Origin of the sequence: Pseudomonas sp. MPB03 (assembly GCF_046605385.1) — a bacterium.
GTDB lineage: Bacteria > Pseudomonadota > Gammaproteobacteria > Pseudomonadales > Pseudomonadaceae > Aquipseudomonas > Aquipseudomonas zanjanensis.
Window position 1 is genome coordinate 3,655,813 of the sequence record NZ_CP176770.1, and the last position, 12,037, is coordinate 3,667,849.

The window sequence follows — 12,037 nt, forward strand, 5'->3', positions numbered from 1 at the left end:
GCCGTCTATGCGCTCACATCCGCACTCAGCGCCGGCACGACCCTGGAGGTCGTCCGCGTTCCGGTGGACGTGGCCGTGCCCATGGAAAGCCAGGCCAACGCGTTGTCGCGCCTCGACGCTGCGGTGTTCCAACAGGCCGAAGCCGTGGTCACCCTCAGCAGTCTCTGGCGCGCGGATCCGCTGTACGCGACAGCACGCCGCCACAACCTGCGGATCGTCGAGATCGATGCCTCGCGCTCATGGGACAGCATCAAGCCCGGCGTGGCTGCGACCCGAGCACCAGCGAACGACGTGCCCTGGGCCGCCGCGAGCGATGTGGATCAGGGCCCATCGCCGTACGCCTGGCTCGGCCCCGTCAATGCCATGCGCATGTCGGCGTTGATCGCCGCCGATCTGGCACGACTGGCCCCTGCCGATGCGCCGCGCATAGAGCACAACCTCGCCGCGCTCGAAAGCCGTTTGCGCCGGCTCAAGGCCGCCTACGGTGCCCGGCTGACGGCGGTACCGGATCTGCGCGTGCTGTCGCTGGCCAATGAGTTCATCTACCTGTTCGGCGAGTTCGGCGTCTTTGTCGACGGTTGGTTCGTTCGGCAGGACATCGACTGGAGCGACGCCGACCGCGCCGCACTGACCCAATACCTGCGTGAGCGTGACATCCACGTGGTGGTCCACAAATGGGCACCGGAAGCCAGGATTGCCAAGGCCATCGAGGACGGCGGCGCACGGCTGCTGATACTCGATACGGGCAACCCGGGAATGCTCGCCGACACGGCCAACGGATACGAAGCACTCCTGGGCTCGAACCTGGAAGCCTTGCTGGCGGCCTTCGCCGCGACTGGCAACGACAACACGAAGGGCGAAGGTCAGTCGCCTCCCCATTGATCGATCTTGACGGCGAGACGTTATGAAACTCATGAATTCAGCACTGCGGATACCGATGGCAGGCGCTCTACTGGTCTGCCACGCAGCCTTCGCCCACGGCCCCGTCTTCGATTGCTTTATCGAGGGCGATGGCCGGGTGGCGTGCGAGGCCGGCTTCACCGATGGCAGCTCGGCCGTCGGAAGACAGATCCATGTCCAGGACCCGAGCAACAAGGTGTTGCTCCAAGGTGAGATCGACAAAGGCAACACCTATACCTTCCAGCCCCCCGCCGGGAATTACTCCGTGGTGTTCTTCGGCGGAACCGGCCATGAAATCACGATTCAGTCTTCCGACATTTCAAGGTAAAAACGACCATGACGTTCAAACGAAAACTGCTCCAAGCCCTGGCCGCTACGACATTCACTGGCTTGACGGGCGCTGCCCAGGCCCATTTCCAGATGCTCTACCTCGAAGAAACGGCACTGCAGCGCGCGGAAAAACTCGAGTTCGCGCTGGTGTTCACTCATCCGTTCTCGGGCGGCCCCACCATGGACATGGGTGCACCTCGGTCCTTTAGCCACACCAGCGCCCACGGCGCGGAAAAAATCGACCTGCGCCAGTACTTGCGCCCCGTCGAGTGGCAGAGTCGCGACAACCGAACGACGGCCTATCGTGCCTCGATTCCGCGAGAGGTGGTGCGTTCACTGGGTGACCATATCTTCGTACTCGAACCCGAGCCCTACCTGGAAACCGAGGAAGACGTGTACATCCAACAGTTCACCAAATTGATCGTGAACGTCGGCGGCGTCCCCAGTAACTGGGCAGAACCACAAGGGCTGCCGGTTGAGATCCAGCCATTGAACAAGCCTTACGCCAACTGGACGGGCGGTGTGTTCCGCGCCGTGGTGCTCGCCGACGGCAAGCCTGTGCCGTTCGCCGAAGTCGAAATCGAGTACGTCAACCATTCCGTTGATCTCGAGAAAAACGCCTTTGGCCAGCAAGACTATGTCATGGCGCCCCAGGCTTCATTCAAAGCCCTGAGCACATACTCGGACGCCCAAGGCATCGTGACCATTGGCCTGCCCCGGGCCGGCTGGTGGGGCATTGCGGCGCTCGACATCGGCGCGACGAAAACCCACAAGGGCAAACCCCTGTCGCAAGACGCAGTGCTGTGGGTGCAAGCCAGGGACATGAAGTGACCAGGCCCGCTCAGGGGCCTCAGTGTGCCTGGGACGGCCATTTGGTTTCGAGCTGCAGCGCCTTGCGGATACCCGAGTCCAGCAAGCGCGCCGGAGCAAAGCTGCGCAGGAACTGCAACTGACCAGCCGCCTTGCCAGCGGTATAGCGCAACTTCGGCCGTGCGGCGCGCGCGGCCTGGAGCACCACATTGGCCACCACGTCGGGACCGTCGGCGGTCGCCATGGCCTGGTTCACCACTTTGGTCACTTTTATCCGAATGTCCTCGTACACGTCGAGCTTGGCGTCGGGCTGGAGGTTGTTGTTCTCGAATTGGGTCTTGGTATAGCCGGGCTCGACCACCGTGACCCTGATGCCGTGTGTACGCAACTCGTGATCCAGCGCCTGGGAATAACCTTCCACTGCATGCTTGCTGGCCGAATAGAGCGCGGCATAAGGAACAGGCACGACGCCGAGGATGGAGCCAATGTTGATGATGCGTCCGACACCCTGGCGTCGCATATGCGGCACCACCGCGCGAGTCGTGCGTACGATGCCGAGAAAGTTGGTATCGAAAAGGGCCTTGGCCTGCTCGATTGAGCTCTCTTCCGCCGCTGCGGGCGCAATGCCGAAGCCGGCGTTATTGACCAGCAGATCGATCCGCCCCTCCAATCGAAACAGCTCCTGGATGGCCGCTTCGACGCTGGCATCGTCGGTGACGTCCAGCATTAGCAGTGGAAAGCCCTGCTGGCCGGCGCGCGCGCCTCGCCGGCTGGTGCCATAGACGTTGTAGCCTGCCGCAACGAGCTTATGGGCGATGGCTTCTCCGATGCCGGATGAAGCACCAGTCACCAACGCCACGGGTTTGTTGATCATCATGAGTTTCCTTCCGGTTATCGAGGTATCCGGTCAGAAGATCGCAACTGTGGTGTCCAAGGATCCGACATCAGCGCGCTTCATCGACTGGCAGGCTTATGATGATGATCATAATCGTAACAGTCAATGTTTTTGATGTTGGTCGACATTAATAAGATCAGGCGCCGCACTCAGCGATCAAGGGCCCTCTTTTCCACAGGGCCCGAAACCGCTTCATCAAGCGATCAGATCGTTGGCATTAAGCGTGTTGACGCCCGTCAGCTGGATCTCAAAATCCGCCCCCAACTCACCATTGACGTTGCCGTACAGCACCTGGTCGACGAAGCGCAGTTGTCCTGCTGCGGTGAAATCATTCGAATCGATAAAGCTGAAGGTATCGGCAAAGGCAGTCAGGAGATTGGCATCGAGTTTCGACAGATCCAGCTTGTCGCCCTGCAGGCTACTGAAGTCGGAAATGGAGTCACGGTCAAAATCCATGCCCAGGTCACTCAGCGTGTTAAAGACAAATCGATCGGCTCCGGCTCCGCCGCTGAGGTCGTCACCGCCCAGACCGCCGATCAGTGTGTCATTGCCCTCACCACCGCTCAGCGAGTTATCTCTGGCGTTGCCGATCAGCACGTTGTCCAGGTTGTTTCCAAGACCTATGAAGGCAGTACCTGTCAGCGTGAGGTTTTCCAGATTGTCATCCAGGAACCAGGTCACAGACGAGACCACCGTATCGATTTCGTTGACCAGCGTGGAGGTTTCCCTGACGACATCCCAAGCGCTGTCAATCACATAGATGTCATTGCCGACACCGCCAATAAGCGTATCGATACCGCTGCCGCCATCCAGTGTGTCGTTGCCAGAGCCACCGCTCAGCGCGTTGTTGCCAGCATTGCCGGTCATCACGTTGTCCGAGGCATTGCCACTGCCATTGAGGTTGGCGCTGCCGGTCAGCGTGAGGTTTTCCAGATTGGCGCCCAGGCTCCAGTTGACCGACGTACGCACGGTATCGATTTCACCGGCCAGGGTGCTGGTTTCGCTGATGACATCCTTGATGTCATCGACCGTATAGATGTCGTTTCCGGTGCCGCCACTCAAGGTATCGGCACCCGCGCCGCCATCGAGGTTATCGTTGCCCGCCCCGCCCTGAAGGTTGTTCGCCGAGGCATTGCCAATCAGGCTGTTGCTCAGGCCGTTACCGATCACGGTGAACGCCCCGGCACCGCTCAGAATGACGCTTTCCACGTTGCGCAAATTGCTGAGATTCAAGTCAACGACGCTGCTCGATGCATTCGCCGCATAAGTGAGGGTCAGACTGTCGCGGCCCTGATCGACAGCCTCCTGGACCAAGGCCAGCTCAGCGACCTGATCAAGCGTATAGGCGTCATTCCCCGCGCCACCGATCAGCGTGTCCCGCCCGGCGCCACCGTTCAACACGTTGTTGCCGGCGTTGCCGGTCAGCACATTGTTCAGGGCGTTGCCGGTGCCACTGATCTGGGCAGCACCGGTCAGGGTGAGGTTTTCCAGGTTGGCGCCCAGCGTCCAGTTCACCGAAGAGCGCACGGTATCGATTTCACTGGCCAGGATGGTGGTTTCGGTGACGACATCCTTGAGATTGTCGACCACGTAGGTGTCATTGCCGACACCGCCTGCAAGGGTGTCGATACCGCTGCCACCATCCAATGTGTCGTTGCCCGCGCCGCCGCTCAACACATTGTTACCGGCGTTGCCGATCAGCACGTTGCCCAAGGCATTGCCGGTGCCGTTGAGATGGGCAGTACCCGTCAGCGTGAGATTTTCCAGGTTAGCGCCCAGGCTCCAGTTGACCGAAGAACGTACGGTGTCGATTTCACTGCTCAGGAGAGTGGTTTCGTTAATGACGTCCTTGAGGTTGTCGATTACATAGGTATCGTTGCCGACGCCGCCAATAAGCGTATCAATACCGCTGCCGCCGTCCAGGGTGTCGTTGCCAGAGCCACCGCTCAGCGCGTTGTTGCCAGCATTGCCGGTCATCACGTTGCCCAGGGCGCTGCCACTGCCATTGAGGTTGGCGCTGCCGGTCAGCGTGAGGTTTTCCAGATTGGCGCCCAGGCTCCAGTTGACCGACGTACGCACGGTATCGACTTCACCGGCCAGGGTACTGGTTTCGCTGATGACATCCTTGATGTCATCGACCGTATAGATGTCGTTTCCGGTGCCGCCACTCAAGGTATCGGCACCCGCGCCGCCATCGAGGTTATCGTTGCCCGCCCCGCCCTGAAGGTTGTTCGCCGAGGCATTGCCAATCAGGCTGTTGCTCAGGCCGTTACCGATCACGGTGAACGCCCCGGCACCGCTCAGAATGACGCTTTCCACGTTGCGCAAATTGCTGAGATTCAAGTCAACGACGCTGCTCGATGCATTCGCCGCATAAGTGAGGGTCAGACTGTCGCGGCCCTGATCGACAGCCTCCTGGACCAAGGCCAGCTCAGCGACCTGATCAAGCGTATAGGCGTCATTCCCCGCGCCACCGATCAGCGTGTCCCGCCCGGCGCCACCGTTCAACACGTTGTTGCCGGCGTTGCCGGTCAGCACATTGTTCAGGGCGTTGCCGGTGCCACTGATCTGGGCAGCACCGGTCAGGGTGAGGTTTTCCAGGTTGGCGCCCAGCGTCCAGTTCACCGAAGAGCGCACGGTATCGATTTCACTGGCCAGGGTGGTGGTTTCGGTGACGACATCCTTGAGATTGTCGACCACGTAGGTGTCATTGCCGACACCGCCTGCAAGGGTGTCGATACCGCTGCCACCATCCAGGGTATTGGCACCGGCATTGCCGTTGATGCGGTTGTTCAACGTGTTACCCGTGCCGTTGAGATTGGCGCTTGCGCTCAGCGTCAGGACCTCGATGTTAGCCCCTAGGGTGTAATTGACTGCCGAGATGACAGTGTCGGTTTCGCTGACCAGGGTGCTGCTTTCCTGGACCACGTCACCGGACTCATCGACGACGTAAGTGTCGTTGCCTGCCCCCCCGATCATCGTATCTTTGCCGGCGCGACCGTTCAGGACGTTGGCCAGTGCATTGCCAATCAGCGTGTCGCCATTGGCCGAGCCGAATGCGTTTTCGATCTTGGCGCCGTAAGCGATCGCCAACCCTTCATTGAAAGCCGCCTGGGTAGAGAGGTCCGTGAATGCTTGGCCGATTTTGCTGAACTGGCCTTCGTTCAAGTTGATGCGGACTGCTTCCTGCTGATTGAAGGCATCGATTGAGTCGGTACCACCAGCGTCCCAAATAGTCTCGAAAACTGACTGTCCCGCCGCCCAGCTATACGAGTTGTTCCCCGCTTGCCACTGAGTGTTTGCACCGTAGAGGCTCTGGATTGCAGCGATATCCAGCAACATGGGCGTGGTTGGCTGGTAGGAATACGCGGCGTCATAGCTCATGACCGTGTAGCGGACATCATCGAACTGTGGGGCAAGCACCGTCGGGTTCGACAGGCTCTGGGAGAATGGATGTTTGAGGCCCAGCGCATGGCCGATCTCATGAACAAAGACCAGATAGTCATAAGTGCCCTTGACGGGGGTCGGACTGTTCGTGACTGGCCCGATCCAGACATCACCGGCACTGGGGGTTTCATCAGGAAAATAAGCCCAGGCAGCGGTGTCGTTGTCCATGCCCTGATAGCCGCCGAAGCGCAGGTCCCCCACATTGATAGAGGATTCGCCGACCTGGGTGAACTTGATATTGGCGACCGCACTCCACATGCCGAGCGCGCTGACGATACTATTCTGCTGGGCTGACGTCAGGATGTAGCCGGCCTCATATTCATTATCAATGCTGTAGTCGGCGGCGAAAAATGAACTGGTCGTCATGAAGCTGTACGACAGGGTCAGGGACGTGGCCCCTGCTGTGCCCATCCAATAGGTACCGACCAGCAAGCTGTCAACCTGCGCGTTGCCGGTCAGCATGGCGGACCAAGTAGAAGAGTAACCAAGTGGGCTGGGCATGCGAAGCTTCCTGTAAGCAATCTGCGGCCTTCCAGAATGCGGCCGCTACAAAGGGGTTATTTTGCATTAGAAACAGAAAAAGTGATATCACTTGGCCACTTTTTCCAGGCTTGAATCCACGAACTATGGCGCAACCAGCCACTCGTTGGCCTTGCGAACGTCGTCATCTCCCAATCGCCCGCTCCAGCGATGCAACACCAGCAAACTGGTCACGAACTTGTATTGGGACTGATAGAAATCACGCCGTGCACGAAACTCTTCCTTGATGCTATCGAGCACATCGACCGCATTCTTGACGCCGTAGCCGAAGGCTTTTTCCGTGGCTACCCGTGACTTTCCAGCCGATTCCAGCGCGCGACGCGTTGCCTTGATCCGACTGAGTTCGGCCGTCATGCCAAGATAAGCCGTGCGGGTTTCCTTGATGACCTGGCGTCGCAAGGCTTCCAGTTCTTGCTGGGCGACTTCCTTGTCACTTTCGGAACTCGATACCCGTGCACGGGTAGAACCGCCGCTGTAGAGCGGCATTTGCAAGTCCAGGGAAGCAACGAGGTTGTCCGAGCGCGGCGTCACGGCGCCTTCATAGCCGATGTCACTGCGTTGCGCCGTCAAGTTCAGCCCCAGCCGAGGCAGATGCCCCGCCTTGTTTTCAGCGATGGCCGCCTCGGCGGCGCGGACACTGTGCTCGCGGGCGTGCAGCGCCGGGTTGCTGTCCAGCGCCGCCTGCACCCAATCGTCTTGTGCTTGCGCCGGCAGACTGAAGGCTGGATTGTCGCCAATGCGCTTGAATCGCTCGCTGACATCGCGCCCCACCAGTTCAGAGATGGCTTCACGATTGACCAGGACTTTGTTGCTGGCTTCGATCTCGTCAGCCTTGAGCGCATCCACCCGCGCCTCAAGATCCAGTGCGTCGGTGACCATCGCCATCTGCCGCGCGTACAAGGCCTTGACGCGCTTGAGGTTACGCTCGGTCGCCTCCAGTTCGCTGCGCACCAGCGACAGTTCGTCTTCCGCCGCAAGCACGGCGAAGTAGCGCTCGGACAGATCAATGCTGGCCTGCACCCGGGTATCGTCGGACTCATAGCCACTCTGCCGGGTCAACTCGATGTACTTCTGATAACTGCGCCAGACCTGCGGGTCATAGATCACCTGGTTGAGCACCACGGCCATACGCTTGCCGTTGTACTGGATACGGTTCAGGTCATCGTCGCGCCGGCTGCGGTTGAGGCTGCTGCTGGCATTGAGCTGCGGCAGCAATTGGCCAAAGGCTGCGCGTTCCTTGCCCTCGCCGCTGCGGGTCAGGGCTTGTGCCCGCAGGATGCGCGGATCAGCCCCCTGCGCTTCCTGGTGCAATTGCCACAGGTCGACATAAGTGTCGTCAGCGAGGACTCCCAACGGCACGAGGGCCAGGCACATCATGATCAAGCACTTCATCTCAGTCCTCGATCAACGAACGAGCGAACACGTTGCTCGCCGGCTGAATCAGGTATTGCAACAGCGTCCGCGCGCCCGTATTGACCAGCACTTCGACCGGCATACCCGGCACCAGGGTAAGGTTGCCCAGCGTCTGGCGCCCTTTGTCCGTCAGGGCCACGCGTGCCAGGTAATAGGCTGCGCCAGTGTCCTTGTTGATCAGGCGGTCAGCGGAAATCTGCACCAACCGTCCCTCGATGACGGGCGTGGTGCTGCTCTTGAATGCGCTGAAGCGAATGTCCACCAACTTGCCCAAGGCAATGCGGTCGATGTCCATCGGCGACACTTGGGCCTCGACGATCAGCTCCTCGTTGGCTGGGACTATGTCCAGCAGCGCAGTGCCTGGGCTGACCACGGCACCCAGGGTGTGGACGGTCATGCCCATGACCATTCCGGACTCCGGCGCGAGAATATCGGTACGCTGATCGCGGTCCTGCAGGGTTGCCAATCGCTCGCGCAATTCGTACACCTTGGTCCGCGCATCGCCCAGCAGGCCGGCGACCTCGCTGGCGAAGGCCTTCTTCAACTGCAGGATCTTCAACTTCGCCTCGTCGACATGGACCCGCGCTTGCGCGATCTCGGACTGGCTTTCAGCGATTTCGGTTTGCAGGCGAGCAAGGCTGCGCTCCTGCTCGCGCAGGCGCTGTTTGTCCACGTAGCCTTCGGCAAGCAGTGCCCGCAAGTCGACTATTTCTTCTTGATAGGAGGCGGCCAGCATCTGTTTGCTGGCGATGATGGCCTTGAATCCGCGAACCTGTTCCTCGATTTGTCCGATGGTCGTCTCTTGCAAGCCGATTTCGCCCAGCAACGAGGTCCGTCGAGTCTGGAAAATTCGCGCTTCACTGTCGCGGGCTTCTTGTACCCGCGGGTCCCCGAGGTCCAGGGTCGGCACCGCGACTGGTTCGGGCAGCGCGTCACGTTCAGCCTCCAACCGGGCCTGCAATTGGAGCGCGGCGATCAACTGGCTGCGGGTCGTTTCCATGTCCGAACGTGCCTGGGTATTGTCGAGCACCAACAACACATCACCGGTTTTTACCAAGTCCCCGTCGTGCACCCGCAGTTCGCGCACAATGCCACCTTCCAGATGCTGCACCGTCTTGCGGTAACTCTTGACCGTGACCACGCCCGACGCGAGTGCCGAGCTGTCGAGCGGGGCCAATGCCGCCCAGCCACCGAACAGGCCAAACGTGACCAGCAGCATGACGTAACCGACGCGGCGTATCGGCCTGTCATCGATGGGCAAGGCGGCGGATGAGTGCTTAGTGTTTTGCATGAAATGGCTCATCCGTTTCCTACGATTGAATCGCGGCAGCCTGGCGGGCCGCGGGTGTTGCGTCTCGCAGGCGTGCCAGAATCTGGTCCCGCGGCCCGAACAGACTCAGTTCGCCATGATTGAGCACCAGCAGTTTGTCCACCTGCGCCAGCACCCCGGATCGATGGGTAATGACAAACACCGTGGCCCTGCTCTGCCTGAGCTTTTGCAGCGCCTCGGCGAGCATTTTTTCGCCGGCATCATCCAGGTTGGAGTTCGGCTCATCGAGCACCACCAGGCGCGGTTCGCCGTACAAGGCGCGGGCCAGGCCGATACGTTGTCGCTGGCCGCCGGACAATCCACCGCCATTGGCACCGATCAAGGTGTCGTAGCCATCGGGCAGTTGCAGAATCAACTCATGGACCCCCGCCATGCGCGCGGCGGCAACCACGGCCGGTGCGTTCACCGTGCCAAAGCGGGAAATGTTCTGGCTGATCGAGCCTTCGAAGAGTTCGATGTCCTGGGGCAGATAACCGATGTACTGGCCCAACTCCTCCCGACGCCATTGGCTGATGTCCGCACCGTCCAGGCGCACGGTGCCGGCCAGGCTTGGCCAAACGCCCAGCAATGCCCTGGCGAGGGTCGACTTCCCCGCACCGCTGGGACCAATGATGCCCACCACCTCGCCTGCGCTCACCTGGAAAGTCACACCGCGAATAATCGATTTGCGCGCGTCCGGGGCTCCCGCCGAGAGGCCCTCGACGCGAATCGCCCCTTCAGGCGCCGGCAGCGGCATGCGCTCAGGCTCGGCGGCCACCTTGAGCAGCAATTCGTGCAACCGGGCGTATTGCGAACGGGCGCCCAGGAAGCCTTTCCATACGCCGATCAACTGATCGATGGGCGCCAACGCACGCCCTAGCAAAATCGAGCCGGCAATCATCAGTCCGGACGAAATCTCGTGATTGATCGTCAAATAGGCGCCCAGGCCCAGCACCAGCGACTGAACGATTTGCCGGAACGTCCTGGACACCGAGGTCATGGTCGCGGCGCGGTCGCTGGCCAGGCTTTGCAGGGCAAGAATCTTATGGGTTCGCCCGCTCCAGTGCTGGCGCAGGCTGGCAAGCATGCCCATGGATTCCACCACTTCGGCATTGCGCAAGCTTTTGTGGGTGAGCGCAGTGGCTGCCATCTGTTCACGGTTGGCCGCCTGCAGCGGCGCATGGGTGAGCTTTTCATTGGCGAAGGCCAGCGCCCCGAGCAACACGGCACTGACGATTCCCATCCAGCCGTACCAGGGATGGAACATGAACATGACCGCGAGGTAGATCGGAATCCACGGCACGTCGAAAAACGCGAACAGGCCGTTGCCCGTCAGGAACTGGCGCAAGCCGTTCAGGTCGCTCAAAGGCTGGGCCGTGGCATTCAGGCCACTGGTATTGAGCGCCTGCTTGAAACTGGCGTCGAACAGACGCTGGCTCAGCAGCGTATCCAGACGCGTACTGATCCGCACCATGATCCGCGAACGGACCCACTCCAGGCCGCCCATGGTGATCATCAACAGCAACATGATCAGCGTCAGCATCAACAGCGTCGACACGCTGGCGCTGCCTACCGCGCGGTCATACACCTGCAGCATGTAGAACGAAGGAACGAGCATCAGCAAGTTGACGAAAAAACTGAAAAAACCAACGGACAGAAAACTACCCTTGCAGACGGCAAGGGCGCCTTCCAGTTCGGTCCTGGCGTGGGCTGACATGGTTTATCACCTGAGGTCCGATTCTGGTCAAACCTGAAAAATCACATGGGCACAGGCGTGTGAACGCCTGGGATATCTTTCGGCGGGATCCCGCTAGGGCGCCGGCGCAATCGGATCTACCGCGTTGTATCGGCATGCTTGCGGGGTTCTTAAGGGAAAATTGGCGGGTAGGCCGTGCGGCGTGGGCGCCCGAGATCAATGTCCTTCCCGAGGCGGCTTGATAGCCCACCTAGTTCTTGATGGGACCGCGTTTGTCCTGTGGGAGTGAGCTTGCACGCGAAGGCGATGTGTCAGTTTGCAGTGATGTTGGATGGGCCGGCCTCATCGCGAGCAAGCTCGCTCCCACAGGGTTCTGCGGCGCATGTGCATTTTGGGACTGTCGAAAATCCAGTATGGGAGCGGGCTTGCTCGGGAAGGCGGTGTGTCAGTTTGCAGTGATGTTGGATGGGCCGGCCTCATCGCGAGCAAGCTCGCTCCCACAGGGTTCTGCGGCGCATGTGCATTTTGGGACTGTCGAAAATCCAGTGTGGGAGCGGGCTTGCTCGGGAAGGCGGTGTGTCAGTTTGCAGTGATGTTGGATGGGCCGGCCTCATCGCGAGCAAGCTCGCTCCACAGGGTTCTGCGGCGCATGTGCATTTTGTGACTGTCGAAAATCCAATGTGGGAGCGAGCTTGCT

At 60.2% G+C, this 12,037-nt stretch carries 8 protein-coding genes; 3 read left to right on the forward strand and 5 right to left on the reverse strand.

Going from position 1 to position 12,037, the window contains the following annotated elements:
• Positions 1 to 81: 81 nt before the first annotated feature.
• Genes ACLH0I_RS16130 through ACLH0I_RS16140 form a run of 3 tightly spaced genes read left to right on the forward strand, consistent with a single transcriptional unit; the run spans position 82 to position 2,061 of the window.
• Entirely contained in the window at positions 82 to 882 is an 801-nt protein-coding gene (locus tag ACLH0I_RS16130) for a metal ABC transporter solute-binding protein, Zn/Mn family (RefSeq protein ID WP_411387516.1), read from the forward strand.
• A gap of 22 nt (positions 883 to 904) precedes the next feature.
• Positions 905 to 1,228 carry a hypothetical protein gene (locus ACLH0I_RS16135; RefSeq protein ID WP_411384747.1) on the forward strand — a complete coding sequence of 108 codons (324 nt, stop codon included), beginning with the start codon at positions 905 to 907 and terminating at the stop codon, positions 1,226 to 1,228.
• Between the two features lie 8 nt (positions 1,229 to 1,236).
• Entirely contained in the window at positions 1,237 to 2,061 is an 825-nt protein-coding gene (locus tag ACLH0I_RS16140; protein ID WP_411384748.1) for a DUF4198 domain-containing protein, read from the forward strand.
• Positions 2,062 to 2,080: 19 nt separating this feature from the next.
• Here ACLH0I_RS16140 and ACLH0I_RS16145 read toward each other — a convergent pair whose 3' ends face one another.
• The 5 genes from ACLH0I_RS16145 to ACLH0I_RS16165 form a co-directional block, all read right to left on the reverse strand.
• Positions 2,081 to 2,914 carry an oxidoreductase gene (locus tag ACLH0I_RS16145; protein ID WP_411387517.1) on the reverse strand — a complete coding sequence of 278 codons (834 nt, stop codon included), beginning with the start codon at positions 2,912 to 2,914 and terminating at the stop codon, positions 2,081 to 2,083.
• Between the two features lie 216 nt (positions 2,915 to 3,130).
• On the reverse strand, positions 3,131 to 6,883 hold the full coding sequence (locus ACLH0I_RS16150) for a M10 family metallopeptidase C-terminal domain-containing protein (protein WP_411384749.1): 3,753 nt from the start codon (positions 6,881 to 6,883) through the stop codon (positions 3,131 to 3,133).
• Positions 6,884 to 7,006: 123 nt separating this feature from the next.
• Complete coding sequence (locus tag ACLH0I_RS16155; protein ID WP_411384750.1) at positions 7,007 to 8,314, reverse strand: TolC family protein; 1,308 nt, start codon at positions 8,312 to 8,314, stop codon at positions 7,007 to 7,009.
• 1 nt (position 8,315) lies between these two features.
• Complete coding sequence (locus ACLH0I_RS16160) at positions 8,316 to 9,626, reverse strand: HlyD family type I secretion periplasmic adaptor subunit (RefSeq protein ID WP_411384751.1); 1,311 nt, start codon at positions 9,624 to 9,626, stop codon at positions 8,316 to 8,318.
• 19 nt (positions 9,627 to 9,645) lie between these two features.
• Complete coding sequence (locus ACLH0I_RS16165; RefSeq protein ID WP_411384752.1) at positions 9,646 to 11,361, reverse strand: type I secretion system permease/ATPase; 1,716 nt, start codon at positions 11,359 to 11,361, stop codon at positions 9,646 to 9,648.
• Between the last annotated feature and the right edge of the window lie 676 nt (positions 11,362 to 12,037).